The 15,039-nt window shown below is 63.7% G+C and carries 9 protein-coding genes and 1 pseudogene; 6 read left to right on the top strand and 4 right to left on the bottom strand.

Translation table 11 applies throughout. From position 1 onward, the window contains the following. The first annotated feature begins 35 nt into the window (after nt 1–35). From BB28_RS06680 to BB28_RS06670, 3 genes are all read left to right on the top strand, one after another. Entirely contained in the window at nt 36–3,752 is a 3,717-nt protein-coding gene (locus tag BB28_RS06680; RefSeq protein ID WP_075874218.1) for a multifunctional oxoglutarate decarboxylase/oxoglutarate dehydrogenase thiamine pyrophosphate-binding subunit/dihydrolipoyllysine-residue succinyltransferase subunit, read from the top strand. A gap of 93 nt (nt 3,753–3,845) precedes the next feature. Continuing rightward, nucleotides 3,846–5,162, top strand: a complete 1,317-nt coding sequence (locus BB28_RS06675; protein ID WP_046252931.1) for a lipase family protein — start codon at nt 3,846–3,848, stop codon at nt 5,160–5,162. Between the two features lie 330 nt (nt 5,163–5,492). Further along, entirely contained in the window at nt 5,493–6,809 is a 1,317-nt protein-coding gene (locus tag BB28_RS06670) for a lipase family protein (protein ID WP_046252930.1), read from the top strand. On the opposite strand, the gene BB28_RS06665 is transcribed toward BB28_RS06670, so the two are convergent. Continuing rightward, entirely contained in the window at nt 6,789–7,973 is a 1,185-nt protein-coding gene (locus tag BB28_RS06665; protein WP_046255600.1) for a PucR family transcriptional regulator, read from the bottom strand. The genes BB28_RS06670 and BB28_RS06665 overlap by 21 nt on opposite strands. A 243-nt stretch (nt 7,974–8,216) precedes the next feature. Between BB28_RS06665 and BB28_RS06660 the strand changes: the two are divergent. The 3 genes and pseudogenes from BB28_RS06660 to BB28_RS06650 all read left to right on the top strand — a co-directional run bounded on the left by BB28_RS06660 (nt 8,217) and on the right by BB28_RS06650 (nt 10,663). Next, nucleotides 8,217–8,858 (top strand): annotated as a pseudogene (locus BB28_RS06660) (class I SAM-dependent methyltransferase). Between the two features lie 95 nt (nt 8,859–8,953). Continuing rightward, nucleotides 8,954–9,784, top strand: a complete 831-nt coding sequence (locus tag BB28_RS06655) for an SDR family NAD(P)-dependent oxidoreductase (protein WP_046252929.1) — start codon at nt 8,954–8,956, stop codon at nt 9,782–9,784. Nucleotides 9,785–9,829: 45 nt separating this feature from the next. Further along, nucleotides 9,830–10,663, top strand: coding sequence for an SDR family NAD(P)-dependent oxidoreductase (locus BB28_RS06650; protein WP_046252928.1), 834 nt, complete (start codon nt 9,830–9,832; stop codon nt 10,661–10,663). A gap of 27 nt (nt 10,664–10,690) precedes the next feature. On the opposite strand, the gene BB28_RS06645 is transcribed toward BB28_RS06650, so the two are convergent. From BB28_RS06645 to BB28_RS06635, 3 genes are all read right to left on the bottom strand, one after another. Beyond that, nucleotides 10,691–11,965, bottom strand: coding sequence for a serine hydrolase domain-containing protein (locus BB28_RS06645; RefSeq protein WP_046252927.1), 1,275 nt, complete (start codon nt 11,963–11,965; stop codon nt 10,691–10,693). Nucleotides 11,966–12,070: 105 nt separating this feature from the next. Next, nucleotides 12,071–13,342 carry a serine hydrolase domain-containing protein gene (locus tag BB28_RS06640; protein WP_046255599.1) on the bottom strand — a complete coding sequence of 424 codons (1,272 nt, stop codon included), beginning with the start codon at nt 13,340–13,342 and terminating at the stop codon, nt 12,071–12,073. 115 nt (nt 13,343–13,457) lie between these two features. Further along, on the bottom strand, nt 13,458–15,038 hold the full coding sequence (locus BB28_RS06635; RefSeq protein ID WP_081252220.1) for a flavin-containing monooxygenase: 1,581 nt from the start codon (nt 15,036–15,038) through the stop codon (nt 13,458–13,460). Between the last annotated feature and the right edge of the window lies 1 nt (nt 15,039).

Here is a 15,039-nt window from a genome sequence, read left to right as displayed (position 1 = left end):
AATATCGAACGAGACGGAGCGAGGCGAAGACTGCCGTGAACGGTTCAAATCCCCAATTCGGGCAGAACGAATGGCTGGTCGAAGAGATGTACCAGCGATTCAAGGAAGACCCGTCCTCGGTGGACTCCAGCTGGCACGAGTTTCTTGCCGACTATGTGGCCGAGCCCGCCACCGATGTCTCCAACGGCCAATCCGCCGCACCCGCACCCGCCCCCGCACCACCGGCGACCCCCGCGCCCGCGGCACCGGCCGCGCCCGCACCGAAGCCGGCCGCTTCCCCAGCCGCACCCAAGCCGGCCGCAGCTGCCGCCCCGGCGCCGAAGCCTGCCGCCGCTCCTATCCCGTCCGCCGAAGGTGACGAGACGCAGGTGCTGCGCGGTGCCGCCGCAGCCGTCGTGAAAAACATGTCGGCCTCCCTGGAGATCCCGACCGCCACGAGCGTCCGGGCCGTCCCGGCCAAGCTGATGATCGACAACCGCATCGTCATCAACAATCACCTCAAGCGCACCCGCGGCGGCAAGATCTCCTTCACCCATCTGCTGGGTTACGCCATCGTCCAGGCCGTCAAGGACTTCCCGAACATGAACCGGCATTTCGCCGAAGTGGACGGTAAGCCGGTCGCCATCACCCCCGCACACGTGAACCTGGGCCTGGCCATCGACCTACCCGGCAAGGACGGCAACCGCACCCTGGTGGTGGCGGCCATCAAGGGTTGCGAGGAAATGGCTTTCGGCCAGTTCATCAACGCCTACGAGGACATCGTGCGTCGGGCCAGGGACGGCAAGCTCACCGCCGAGGACTTCTCCGGGGTCACCATCTCGCTGACCAATCCGGGCACTATTGGCACCGTGCACTCGGTGCCGCGGCTCATGCGCGGACAGGGCGCCATCATCGGCGCCGGTGCGCTCGAATACCCCGCGGAGTTCCAAGGCACCAGCGAGGAGCGCATCTCCGATCTGGGCATCGGCAAGCACATGACGCTGACGTCCACCTACGATCACCGCATCATCCAGGGCGCCGAGTCCGGCGACTTCCTGCGCACGGTGCACCAGCTACTGCTGTCCGACGACTTCTTCGATGACATCTTCCGTGAGTTGGGCATCCCGTACGAGCCGGTGCGCTGGCGCGTCGACAACCCCGACTCCGTCGTCGACAAGAACGCCCGAGTCCTGGAACTGATTGCGGCATACCGCAACCGGGGCCACCTGATGGCAGATACCGATCCGCTGCGTCTGGACAAGACCCGTTTCCGCAGCCACCCCGATTTGGACGTGCTCAGCCACGGGCTGACCCTGTGGGACCTGGACCGCGAGTTCAAGGTCTCGGGATTCAAGGGCCAGGAGTACATGAAGCTGCGCGACGTGCTGTCGGTGCTGCGCGACGCGTACTGCCGGCACGCCGCGGTGGAGTACACCCACATCCTGGAGCCCGAGCAGCAGAAGTGGCTGCAGGAGCGCATCGAGGTCAAGCACGACAAGCCGACCGTCGCCGAGCAGAAGTACATCCTCTCCAAGCTCAACGCGGCCGAGGCATTCGAGACCTTCCTGGCCACCAAATACGTTGGGCAGAAGCGTTTCTCACTGGAAGGCGCTGAGGGCGTCATCCCCATGATGGACGCCGTCATCGATCAAAGCGCCGAACACAGCCTCGACGAAGTGGTCATCGGTATGCCGCACCGCGGCAGGCTGAACGTGCTGGCCAACATCGTCGGGAAGCCGTACTCGCAGATCTTCACCGAGTTCGAGGGCAACCTGAACCCGGCGTTGGCCCACGGCTCCGGTGACGTCAAGTACCACCTGGGCGCCTCCGGCACCTACATCCAGATGTTCGGTGACAACGACATCGAGGTGTCACTGACGGCCAATCCCTCGCACCTTGAGGCGGTCGACCCGGTACTGGAGGGCCTGGTTCGCGCCAAGCAGGATCTCCTCGACGTCGGCACCGATGGTGGCCGCTTCACCGTGGTGCCGTTGATGTTGCACGGTGACGCCGCATTCGCCGGACAGGGTGTGGTCGCGGAAACCCTGAACCTGGCCAACCTGCCCGGCTACCGCACCGGCGGCACCATTCACATCGTGGTGAACAACCAGATCGGTTTCACCACCGCGCCGGAGCATTCCCGCTCCACCGAGTACTGCACCGATATCGCGAAGATGATCGGCGCCCCGATCTTCCACGTGAACGGGGACGACCCCGAGGCCTGCGTCTGGGTCTCACGCCTGGCCGTCGACTTCCGGCAGAAGTTCAACAAGGACGTCGTCATCGACCTCGTCTGCTACCGCCGGCGCGGTCACAACGAGGGCGACGATCCCTCGATGACCAACCCGCAGATGTACGAGGTCATCGACACCAAGCGCGGTGTGCGTAAGACCTACACCGAATCCCTCATCGGCCGCGGCGACATCTCGATGAAGGAGGCCGAGGACGCCCTCCGGGACTACCAAGGTCAGCTTGAGCGGGTGTTCAACGAAGTCCGCGACCTGGAGAAGTACCAGCAGCGGCCCAGCGAGTCCGTGGAAGAAGACCAGCAGCTCCCGCAGAAGCTGGTCACCGCCGTCGACAAGGCACTGCTGCAACGCATCGGTGACGCCTTCCTGGCGGTACCCGAGGACTTCAGCGTGCACCCGCGCGTCAAGCCCGTGCTGGAAAAGCGTCGCGAGATGGCCTACGAAGGCAAGGTCGACTGGGCCTTCGGCGAGCTCCTCGCATTCGGCACCCTGGTCGCCGAGGGCAAGGTAGTGCGGTTGTCCGGCCAGGACTCCAAGCGCGGCACCTTTACCCAGCGCCACGCGGTGATCATCGACCGGCACAACGGCGATGAGTTCAGCCCCTTGCAGCTGGTCAGTGTCGACGCCGAAGGTAACCCCACCGGCGGCCATCTCGTGGTGCACGACTCATCACTGTCCGAGTACGCGGCCGTCGGCTTCGAATACGGCTACTCGGTGGGCAACCCCGACGCAATGGTGTTGTGGGAAGCCCAGTTCGGCGACTTCGTCAACGGCGCGCAGTCCATCATCGACGAGTTCATCTCCTCCGGCGAGGCCAAGTGGGGACAGCTCTCCGAAGTGGTGCTGCTGCTCCCCCACGGCCACGAAGGGCAGGGTCCCGACCACACCTCGGGCCGGATCGAACGGTTCCTGCAGCTGTGCGCCGAGGGTTCGATGACGGTCGCGATGCCCTCGACACCCGCGAACTACTTCCACCTGTTGCGCCGGCACGCGCTGGACGGCATCACCCGCCCGATGGTGGTTTTCACACCGAAGTCCATGCTGCGCAACAAGGCTGCGGTCAGCGATATCAAGGACTTCACCGATCGCAAGTTCCGCTCTGTCCTCGAAGAAGCCAATTACGAGGACGGGGTCGGCGATCGGAGCAAGGTCCGCAGAATTCTGCTGACCAGCGGAAAGCTGTACTACGACCTGCTGGCACGCAAGACTGCCGACAAGCGTGACGACGTTGCGATCGTGCGCATCGAGCAGCTGTACCCCATCCCGCGTTATCGCCTGGAGGAGACTCTCAGCCGTTATCCCGATGGTGCACAGTACATCTGGGTGCAGGAAGAGCCTGCCAACCAGGGTGCGTGGCCGACCTTCGGTCTGAACCTGCCCGAGGTGGTGCCACGCCTGGCCGGTCTGACCAAGATCTCCCGCCGCGCCATGTCGGCGCCGTCGTCCGGCTCCTCGAAGGTGCACGCCGTCGAGCAGCAGGAGATCATCGACGAGGCCTTCGCCCCCACATCTGCGCAGGAGTGATTGAGCCCAAGGTCAGGCCCGCCCCTTAGGGGGCGGGCCTGATTCATTCTTGGACCTCTGTCCCGTTGCGCGCGTGTTCAATACGCTGCGCCAATGACGGCCAAGACCGCACCCGCAATCGAACCCATAACACTGCCGGTGGAGGAATGGCCACCGCTTAGCGGTAAGCCCAGGCCCTCACCCGAGGACCCGTTCTATCGCCCTCCGTCCGGCTGGGAAAACACACTGCCCGGAAGTCTGTTGCGGCGCAGGAGAGTTCGGATTGCACTGTTCGGCGTCATCCCGTTACGCCTGCAGGCCTGGCACCTGCTCTACCGCACCACAGATCTCCACGGCGCGCCCGAGACCACCGTGACGACGGTATTGGTTCCCCGCGACGCACATGAGACGTCACCGGTTCTGGCCTACCAATGCGCCATCGATGCGGTATCCCCGCGCGCATTCCCCTCCTATGGCCTGCTTCCGCATACGTTCGGGCTCAACCAGACCCAGAACGAACTGCTGTTGATGGTGGCCGCACTCGCCCGCGGCTGGGTCGTTTCGGTGAGTGATCACGAAGGGCCACAAGGACTATGGATGGTGGCCCGACAACCGGGGTATCACGTGCTGGACGGTGTGCGAGCTACCTTGAACGCCAGCGGCACACACGGCATACCGCAGCTCCCCGCCGATGCCCCCGTCGGATTCTGGGGATACTCCGGAGGCGGGACGGCAAGCACCTGGGCGGCCGAAATGGCGCCTGTCTACGCACCAGAACTCAATGTCGTCGGCGCTCTGCTCGGCGCTCCCGCCGCCCAGCCGGGCGCGCTGGTGCGCAAACACAGCGGCAGATTTGCCTCGGGACTCATCCCACCGGTGCTGGCCGCGATGATGCGGGCACACCCGGGTGCTCGCGAATTCCTCGGTGGGCATCTGAACCCGCGTGGTCGTCAGATCATCGCCAAAGCGGCCGAGGTGGGCCTGGTCGAATCGACGCTACGGTGGCCGTTCAAGAACTTCGACACGCTCGTCGATCGGCCCGTCGAGGAATTGATGAACGCCCCCGAAATCAGCACCGTCACCGAGGAAATGCGCCTGGGGCAACACACACCCAGCGCGCCGGTCTACCTGTACCACGCCGTCCGTGACCAGCTACTGCCGATCACGGCCTCCGACAAGCTGGCACAGGACTACATCGCGGGTGGCACGCATGTCACCTACCGGCGCGACCGGACCACCGAGCACATCCTGCTCGCCATACTCGGCAGCAGTGACGCCCTCGGGTGGTTGGCTGCGCGGTTAGCGGGCAGCCCCCTGCCGCCGGAATCTGACGTCCGGACCGTGCTTTCGACCTCCTTGACCCTCCGGGCCATGGGGAGCCAGCTGCGCGGGCAGTGGGGAATTCTCAAGCTTTTCCTCGGGCGCCTGTAGACGCCGCATCAGTGGCCCACCCTTTGCGGCAAGAAATTAACCAGTATGTTCATTTTAGGCAACGACATTCGCCGCCAGCAACCCTCTGGGCAGCGGTGATAGCGGTCCGTGTATCCTGAAAATGGTCTCGAGGTTGACTTCGGCCGTTTGCCTAATCGGTGATGAACCACAAGGTCAAACTGGCACCTTGGTGGGTAACCCCGATTCAATGTCGATTCGTTGCCACGAATCATTCTTGTTGAATACGCTGCGCAAATCCCCTGATTCTTCTTCGGCATCAGCACAGCCCATCGATTCACCCGGGATGACAAGAGCTAGGACAGGAGCCAGATGACAGCCGGCACTGCGCCCACGTCGGCCCCGGCGACCCAGCCCATCGAGGCCTGGCCGATGCAACTTGGCAAGCCATTACCGTCGCCGCAGGACCCGTTCTTCCGTCCGGCTGACGGCTGGGAGAAGGCCGCACCCGGAACACCCCTGCGACGCCGGCGAGTTCAGATCGGCTTCTTCGGGATCTTCCCGCTGAAGCTGCATGCCTGGCAGGTGCTCTATCGCAGCACCGACCTGCACGGTGCGCCGGAGACCACGGTGACCACGGTGCTCGTCCCCAAGAACGCGACATCGGAATCTCCGCTGCTGGCCTTTCAGAGTGCGATCGACGCCGTCACCCCCAAGAGGTTCCCCTCCTATTACCTGCAGCACCGCACCTTCGGTATCAACCAGTCGCAGAACGAGTTTCTGCTGGCGGTTGCCGCGCTACAGCGGGGGTGGATCGTCACCATCAGCGACCATGAGGGCCCGAAGGGGCTCTGGATGGCGCCCAAACAACCCGGCTACCACGTGCTGGACGCGCTGCGCGCCACCATTGCCGCATCCGGCGAGGACGGCATACCGCGCCTGACCAACCAAACACCGACCGCGGTGTGGGGGTACTCGGCCGGCGGCAACGCCACCGCGTGGGCCGCCGAACTCGCCGGTGAGTACGCGCCCGAACTCAACCTGGTCGGGGCGTTGATCGGTGCGCCCGCACCCCAACCCGGCCCCCTCATGCATCAGCTCAGCGGCCAGTACGCGTCGGGCCTCATCATCATCGTGCTGGCGGCCATGATGCGGGTAAGCCCCTCCATCCAGGAGTTTCTGCAGAAGCACCTCACCAAGAGAGGCCGCCGGATGGTCGAGAAGGCCGAGCGCCTCACCGTCATCCAGGCCCTGCTGTACTGGCCATTTCTCAACTTCAACAGGATCTTCGATCGCCCGCTCGAGGAAGTGATGGACACCCCGGAAATCGCCGCCCTCACCGACGCGATGACGCTGGGGCTGCGCACCCCCACCGCACCGATTTATCTCTATCACTCGATCCACGATGTCTTGTTGCCGGTTTCTAGCACGGACCAGCTCGCCGAGGACTACATCGCCGGTGGCGCACAGGTCACCTATCGGCGCGACCGTGCCAGCGACCGTGTCTTCCTGTTACTGTCCGGCGGCCATGACGCGCTTGGCTGGCTTGATGAACGCATGCGCGGCAAGACATTACCCACACGACCCGACGTCCGGACCGTATTGTCGACGGTCCTGTCGCCTCGCGCGGTGATCATGTACCTCCGGCAGATCGTGGCAGTCGTGAAGCTACTTGCCGGACGACTGTGACGGCATACCGCCGGCGGTTCTGACCGCCAGCAGGGCCGCCGCCAATGTCCGTGCGGCCGAGGGCTGCGCGGGGTCCAGGCCGGTGAGTTCGGCGACCCGGCGCAATCGGTAGTCGAGGGTATTCGGATGCACGTGCAGCGATTTGGCCGCGAGCTGCCGTCCATGCTCGTGTTGCAGATACGCACTGAGTGCTTGCTGTAAATGTGGGTGGGACGCGAGTGGCTGGATGGTGGCGGCAAGTAGGTCTCGGGCTCTACCCGGGCGGGTGATCTGGTACTCCAGCAGCAGATCGGAGAGCCGGTACGCACTCGGTGCTCGGCCGAGCCGTAATGCGAGTAAAGCCAATTCGCGTGCTTCATCCGCGGCGGCGGCAATCTCACCGGGCTCGGTCGCATGGGAAACTCCGAGCGTGACCGGTCCCCCGGCCACCTCGGAGAACAACGGCAGCAGTGACTCCACCGCGCCCACCGCAGGCAGCAAGATGGTGCCGCCGCGGCCGTCTAAGGAGGTAAGCACGGGCTCGCGTGCGTGCTCGTCGACGATGTCCTGCACCAAATGCGCCCGTCTGCGCGCCACGACGGTGTTGGCTGCGGGTTCGGGCATGTACAGGAACAGCACGTTGTACGACAGTGCGAGCGTGACACTGGCGCGTTCGGCGGCATCGGTCCACGGCGCCCCCTTGACCAAAGCATCGAAGAGATCGCGCCGGGCCTCGGTCGTCGCACTGTAAAGACCTTGGCGCTCTTCGAGGTACGCGGCGGTGACGGCTGGAAGCATCAACTGCAGATATCGCTGCACCTGCATGCTGATGGCCAGCACCTGGTCGAACTCGTCAGGGGTTGCCAACTCCCGGAGTGTCTCTATGCCGACCCGAGCGGCGACGTTGTAGACGGCCAGGATCGCCGGTAGCGGTATGTCCTCCTGCGCGCGCCGGGACGCAGCCAGGATCGACACCGCGAATTCGTCTTCGGTGGGCGCCCGTGATTCCAGCATCACCCGGGAGAAGATTCGGAAGTGCTGCTTGGTGAACTCGGTGATCTCACCGTCGAGAACCTCGCGCGGCAGCATTCCGTAGTACGGCACCTCGGAAGCGAAGCAGTCCACCGCGCGGCGCGCCGTTTCCGGCAGCCGACGCATGAACCGATCACTGAGTGACGCCGTCATCAGCGGACTCCAACCTTCTCCCACTGCATCGTGGAATACCCGTATCCCTCACCGATCACATCCGTGAGACCCTTGCGCACCCTACCGTCCTGTACCCAAGTTGGGAGGTTTGCTCGAAGGTTCATCGCACCGGTTCGCCGGTTATTGGGGCCGGTCATAGCTTTCGGGCGTGGGCCTCGTATCTTTCACAAAGATCAGGACGAGTCCACGACTTTCCCGGGGCGCCGATCCTACGTTTCAACGATGACTGCCATCGCCCCACGGCGTTCGCTTAACAATCTGGTTACGCGGTACTGGACCCTGATGTCGAAGGTGTACAACTTCCCGCTTGTGCAACGCCACATCTACAGCCCGGCACAAAACGACACCATTAAGCAATTACGCGCGCACGACGCTCGGCGAATCGCCGATATTGCCTGTGGTACTGGCATATTGGCGTCGCGGATTCAGTCCGAGCTGCGTCAGCCCTCTGTTTTCGGGGTCGATATGTCCGACGGCATGCTCGCCAAGGCGAGAGCACGGTCCGCCGAGGTCCAGTGGAGGAAGGCCCCCGCGGAACAACTCCCGTTCGAGGACGGCATTCTCGACGCGGTCGTCACAACGTCGGCATTCCATTTCTTCGATTAGCCCGCCGCGCTGGCGGAGTTCCATCGCGTACTCGCCCCCGGCGGCATGGTCTCGGTCGCCACGATCTGCCCGAGGGAGCGCCGCTGGATGCGGCGCGGAACCGGAGAACGTGGACCTGCGCACTTCCCCACGGCCGGGGAAATGGAGCGGCTGTTCTCGCGTGCCGGGTTCGATGTCGTCGTGCATCGCCCGGTGGAGCGCCCGTTCACGCCACCGCTGGTGTCGGTCGACTGGATCTGCGTTGGCCTCAAGGCCTGAGCCTCACCTACCCGGCACCCGACCGCGCCGCGCCACCATCCATTACCCTCACTGATTGACGTCAGCGTCACAACGTAAATCTGTCAGGAGTAATCATGGATGGCTTCAGCGGCAAGGTGGCCGTGGTGACCGGTGCGGGTTCGGGAATCGGACGTGCACTGGCGGTGGAACTCGCGCGCTCGGGCGCCAAGGTAGCCATCAGCGATATCGACAACGAGGGCCTCGCCGAGACCGAACGTCAGATCAAGGCCCTGGGCGCGGAGGTTCGCGCTGATCGGCTGAACGTCGCCGAGCGCGAAGCCTTCCTGCTCTACGCCGACGTCGTCAAGGAGCACTTCGGCAAGGTCAACCAGATCTACAACAACGCCGGCATCGACTTCCACGGGGACCTGGAAGTCAGCGAATTCAAGGACATCGAGCGAATCATCGACGTCGACTACTGGGGCGTGGTCAACGGCACCAAGGCCTTCCTGCCACACCTGATCGCCTCCGGCGACGGCCATGTCGTCAACGTCTCCAGCATCTTCGGCATCATGGGGGCTCCCGGCCAAAGCGCTTACAACGCAGCCAAATTCGCGGTGCGCGGCTTCACCGAATCACTGCGCCAGGAGATGATCACCGGCAAGAAGCCGGTCGCGGTCACCTGCGTACACCCCGGCGGCGTCAAGACCAACGTGGCCCGCAACGCCACAATGGCCGAGGGCTATGACCACGCGCAGTTCGCGAAGTTGTTCGATCGGGTCGCACGCACCAGTCCGCAGGCCGCGGCCCGCATCATCCTCACCGCAGTCCGTAAAAAGAAGCCGCGCGTACTCGTTGGCCCCGACGCCAAGGTGATCGACTTCCTGGTTCGGCTGACCGGCGCGCGCTACCAGGATCTGTTCGTTCTCGTCGAGCGATTCCTGATGCCCAAACGTTCCCACTGACCCATTACCCTGACTATTTGACAGTCGTCTAACAAGGAGACATCTATGGAAGGCTTCAGCGGCAAGGTGGCCGTGGTGACCGGTGCGGGTTCGGGAATCGGACGTGCACTGGCGGTGGAACTCGCGCGCTCGGGCGCCAAGGTGGCCATCAGCGATGTCGATGCCGAAGGCCTCGCAGAGACCGAACGCCAGGTCAAGGCCCTGGGCGCGGAGGTTCGCGCCGATCGCCTCAATGTCGTTGAGCGCGAAGCCTTCCTGCTCTACGCCGACGCCATCAAGGAGCACTTCGGCAAGGTCAACCAGATCTACAACAACGCCGGCATCGCCTACCAGGGCGAGGTGGAAGAAAGCCAGTTCAAAGACATCGAGCGGATCATCGACGTCGACTTCTGGGGCGTGGTCAACGGCACCAAGGCCTTCCTGCCACACCTGATCGCCTCCGGCGACGGTCACGTCGTCAACGTCTCCAGCCTGTTCGGCGTGCTGTCCATGCCAGGCCAAAGTGCTTACAACTCAGCCAAGTTCGCGGTGCGCGGCTTCACCGAATCACTGCGCCAGGAGATGATCATCGGCAAGAAGCCGGTCGCGGTCACCTGTGTGCACCCCGGTGGCATCAAGACCGCCATCGCACGCAACTCCACCACCGCGGAGGGTTACGACCAGCAGGCGATGGCCGCGATGTTCGACAAGTACCTCGCGAACACCAGCCCCGAGGCCGCGGCCCGCATCATCCTGACCGCCGTCCGCAAGAAGAAGCCACGGGTGCTCGTCGGGCCCGATGCCAAGATCCTTGACCTGGTCGTTCGCGTGACCGGCTCCCGCTACCAGGACATCTTCTCGCTGGTGACGGGCTTCATCATGCCCAAGCCCGGGAAGTAACGACCCGAGTCGATCATCCGTGTCGCGCTAGCGCGCCGCGCGGATGATCGACGGCAAGAAGGTGCCGATGATGGTCTGGTCAAAGACCATCGTCGTCGGCAGCCTGTTGTGCACGATGGCAACCGAGATCTTGCGCTTCTGATCGGCCCAGCCGAAGGAGCCACCCGCGCCAATATGCCCGAAGCCGCCACCTATCACCGGCGCCACCAGGGAGTGATACCCGCGGTGCCAGCCCATCGGTATCCCGAGCGTGTGGTCTATCTGGTAGCTGTTCTTACGTCCGAGACCCTTGGTGACATCGGGCGAGAGCAATCGCGTTCCGTCAACGCTGCCGTCGCCCGCCAGGGCCGCGTAAAGCTTGGCCAACGCGGGTGCGGTACAGCAGGCACTGCCGGCACCGCACCGCAGATCCATCACGGGAGCACTCGCATGCCCGTCGTCGGCAAGCAGCATCTCGGCGCCCGGCTGGTACAGCGTGGAGGCCGCGCCCTTGGCCCCGGGCATCCTGTCGAGCATCCCCATGACCGGCGGAGCCGTCCGACGGATAAAGCCGGACCGCGCGACCCTGTCCAAATGCGGTGTGAGCGCAGCTGATTCGGAGGGCGCACCTTTGGGCGGCCTACCCATGTGGATACCGTCGACCCCTAGCGGCTCGGCCAGTTCGGTGCGGTACAGCTCCTCGAGGTCCTTACCGGTGACGGCCTTGGCGAGCCGTCCCATGAGCCAGCCGATGGACAACGCATGGTAGGCGGGCTTGCCGAAATATCTGTCGACGGGCGCTGCGGCCAACCGGTCGGCCATCAGATCCGGGTCGAACATCTCCTCGTAGTTGTGCGCAATACCCGTCAGCCGCGACAACCCTGCCGTATGCGACAGGATTTCGTCGACCGTGATCACACCCTTACCGTGGGCGGCGAACTCGGGCCAGTACCGGGCGACCGGGGCGTTGTACTCAAGCAGTCCGCGGTCCACCAGCTTGTGGATGATCGTGGCGGTAACCCCCTTGGACGCCGAGAAGATCACCGGCGCCGTATCACGCGTCCAGACCTGCCCCTTCTGCGCCTGACCGGCCCACAGATCCAGTACGGGCTCGCCGTCCACGTACACACAGATCGCGCCACCGCCCACGCGGTACCGGGTGAAGGCAAGCGAGAAAACGCGCACCACCCCTCGGAACTCGGGGCGCGCCCAGCCGTTCACCCCCGGCGGCAGCTCCACACCGCGTTCCAGCGGCGGATAGGCGAAGGGGGCGGGTAGCGGTGATTCCGGGACCGCGTCATCGAGGCCGTGAGGTTGTGCCATAAGTAACAGTGAGTACCAGGTACTTGGCGTCAAGACAAGGGTGATGAATCAGATGTCAGGACAGATACCCAATCGACCCGCGACGATTGGGGGCACTTCACGATGTCAGCCGACGGCCTTGACGATCTGCGGCCACAAGAACGCAAACGAGATCTGGTCGAGAGCCATGGTCAGCGGCAGCCGGTTATGCGCAAGGCCCACAGCGATCTTGCGCTTAGGGTCGGCCCATCCCATCGAGCCGCCGAGCCCGATGTGGCCGAAGCCGCCGCGGAATCCATTCATAGGCAGCGACATGTATCCCAGGTGCATGCCCATGGGGAACACGATGGTGCGGTCGATGCTCAGATTGATCCTACGAGCAAGCCCGGCAACAGTTTCCGGGGAAAGGAAATCGCGGCCCTCGACAGTGCCACCGCCCGCCAGGGCGGCGTACATCTTGGCGAGCGCCGGTGCCGTCGCGACCGCGTTGGCCGCCGGTGCCTGCATGTCGTACAGCGCTGAACTCAGGGTGCCGTCATCGGCGAGGATCCGCTCCATTCCGGGCTCGTACATCGTGCCGATCGCACCCTCGAAACCGGGAAGACGATCGATGGCACGGATGACTGTCGGCAGCACCCGGCCCACCACGGGCCGGGTCGCCACCGGATCCAGGAATGGGTACATCGAGGCGGCCTTGGTCGACGAGGTCCGTGGCGGACGTCCGAGGTGTATCCCCTCGACTCCGAGCGGCTCGGCGATCTCGGTACGAAACAGCTCACGCATGTCCTTGCCGGTGACCGACCGGGCCAGGCCCGCAAGCAGCCACCCGAAGGTGAGTGCGTGATACGCGCGTTTGCCGTAGAACTTGTCGACCGGCGCCGCGGCCAGACGCTGTTCCATGAGCTCGTGGTCGGTGACTTCCTCTGCATGGCGCGCGATCCCGTCCAACCGGGACAGTCCGGCGCGGTGATCGAGAACCTGACGCACGGTGATCGACGACTTACCGTTGGCTCCGAACTCCGGCCAGTAACGCGCAACCGGGGCGTCATAGGCGAGTAGGCCCCGGTCGACCAGACGGTGAATGACGGTGGCCGCGATACCCTTCGACGCCGAGAACACGAGCGCTCCGGTGTCACGTGTCCAGCCCTGCCCGGCAGCAGCCGCACCGGCCCAGATGTCCAATGCCGGTTCACCGTCGACGTAGACGCAGAGGCCACCGCCGCCGAGGCGATACTTGGTGAACATCCACTCGAAGGTTCGGACCACGGAGGCCAGCTCGGGCCGCGCCCAGCCCTCCACGCCGTTCGGGAGCCGCAATCCGGGCAGGTCGCCCGGGTACAGCTCAGTGCCACGTACGGGTGCTGTGGCCGCAACATTGGGGCCCAGAGGGATCGCCATAATGAACATTTAGGTACCACGTGTCAAATAACCGGGTCAAGTCACAATCTGATTGCCGACGGCGTCACCCCAGGTCAGCGAGCTTGGGCTGCGGGCCCCTCACTGACAGCAATTCTCAGCCTTCCGCAACCGCCGGGGCCGCGGACTCGAATCGATAGTCGTCGAGGTTGAATGTGCGACTGCGCCAGGCGGATTCCAACGTCGTGGTCGGACGCAACGGCGCATCGCCATTTTTGTCGAAGTAGTAACTGTTGGAATGCGCGCAGCTGTCTTGCCAAAAGATCTGACGGCGTCTGCGCCTGAGCATTTCCGCGAAGAAACGGTCATTGGCGCGTTGGGTGACTTCGACATAGTTCGCGTCGAGCTTGCGTGCGCGCAACAGACAGCGAGCGATATGGGTGGATTGTGCTTCGATCAGCGCGAAATACGATGACCCGTTGTAGCCGTACGGCCCCATGATCGAGAAATGGTTGGGGAATCCGGGCACACTCACCCCCTCATAGGCATGGAGGCGGTGCGTATCCCAGTAGGCCTGCTGGGTAATACCGTCACGTCCGGTCAGGTCGTAGGTCGGCATATTGCCCGGGTCCATCACCTTGAAACCGGTCGCGAGGATGAGCACATCCAGTTCATGCTCTGCACCACCGGATACATGGACCGTGTGGGCGCCGACCCGGACAATGGGGCCAGTTTCGAGCGTGACGTTGTCGCGGTTGAAAGTCGCGAGATACCCGTTGTGAAAACTTGGCCGCTTGCAACCCAATCCATACCGCGGCGTGAGCTTGTCACGGGTTTCCGGGTCCCGAACCTGGCTATGCAGAAACCTGCGCGCTAGGGATTCCACGACGGGCGACATACCGGGTATTGCCCCGTGATAGTGCGCTGGGATCGGAAAAGTGGCTTCCACGAATGCCTGACTCGCCAGCCTGGTGGCTTGTAAGCCGCCGGGTAGACGGGTGATCAATCGAGATATGCTGCCGCGCAACGAGAAATCGGGCTTGGGCAGGCACCAAATGGGGGTTCTCTGAAACACGGTGAGATGCTCTACTTCGGGAGCGATAGCGGGGATTATCTGAACCGCCGAGGCACCGGTTCCTATGATGCCCACCCGCTTTCCGGCCAGGTTCTGGGTGTGGTCCCAACGGGCGGTATGCATTGTCTGGCCCTCGAAGTCCTCGATGCCGTCGATCTCCGGATACACCGGGCGAGTGAGTACGCCGCACGCGTTGATGAGAAACCGTGCAGTCAACTGTTCTCCTGTGGCGGTGCTGACAGTCCACAGGCACTCCTGTTCGTCGAACACCGCGCCGGTGACCGTGGTGTTGAACCGAATCTTTTCGGCCAGTACGTATTTCTTGACACAGTGCTCGGCATACGCCTTCAGCTCGCGGCCGGGCGCGTAGCTACGTGACCAATCACGTTGCTTCTCGAAGGAGAACTGGTAGCTGAACGACGGGATGTCGACCGCGATGCCCGGGTAGGTGTTCCAATGCCATGTTCCACCGACGCCGTCGGCCTCATCGATCAGTAGAACATCTCGGAACCCGTTGTTTTGCAGTGCTATTGCTGTTCCTATACCCGAGAAACCGGCACCGATGATGATAATGAGGTGATCGGGTCGCGGGCGCTTTGCCGCCGGCTGAGCCGATGACCGGGTGGTGGTGGCCAAACCATCGTTGTCGACAGCGGTTGTCATG

Source organism: Mycobacteroides chelonae CCUG 47445 (genome assembly GCF_001632805.1).
Lineage (GTDB): Bacteria > Actinomycetota > Actinomycetes > Mycobacteriales > Mycobacteriaceae > Mycobacterium > Mycobacterium chelonae.
The sequence above is the reverse complement of the archived record's forward strand: the minus strand, read 5'-3'. Positions and strand labels throughout refer to the sequence as shown.

Coding starts and splice junctions, on each gene's coding strand:
- BB28_RS06675 (WP_046252931.1), top strand. CDS start 3,846: ATGACGGCCAAGACCGCACCCGCAATCGAACCCATAACACTGCCGGTG.
- BB28_RS06670 (WP_046252930.1), top strand. CDS start 5,493: ATGACAGCCGGCACTGCGCCCACGTCGGCCCCGGCGACCCAGCCCATC.
- BB28_RS06665 (WP_046255600.1), bottom strand. CDS start 7,973: ATGACGGCGTCACTCAGTGATCGGTTCATGCGTCGGCTGCCGGAAACG.
- BB28_RS06655 (WP_046252929.1), top strand. CDS start 8,954: ATGGATGGCTTCAGCGGCAAGGTGGCCGTGGTGACCGGTGCGGGTTCG.
- BB28_RS06650 (WP_046252928.1), top strand. CDS start 9,830: ATGGAAGGCTTCAGCGGCAAGGTGGCCGTGGTGACCGGTGCGGGTTCG.
- BB28_RS06645 (WP_046252927.1), bottom strand. CDS start 11,965: ATGGCACAACCTCACGGCCTCGATGACGCGGTCCCGGAATCACCGCTA.
- BB28_RS06640 (WP_046255599.1), bottom strand. CDS start 13,342: ATGGCGATCCCTCTGGGCCCCAATGTTGCGGCCACAGCACCCGTACGT.
- BB28_RS06635 (WP_081252220.1), bottom strand. CDS start 15,038: ATGACAACCGCTGTCGACAACGATGGTTTGGCCACCACCACCCGGTCA.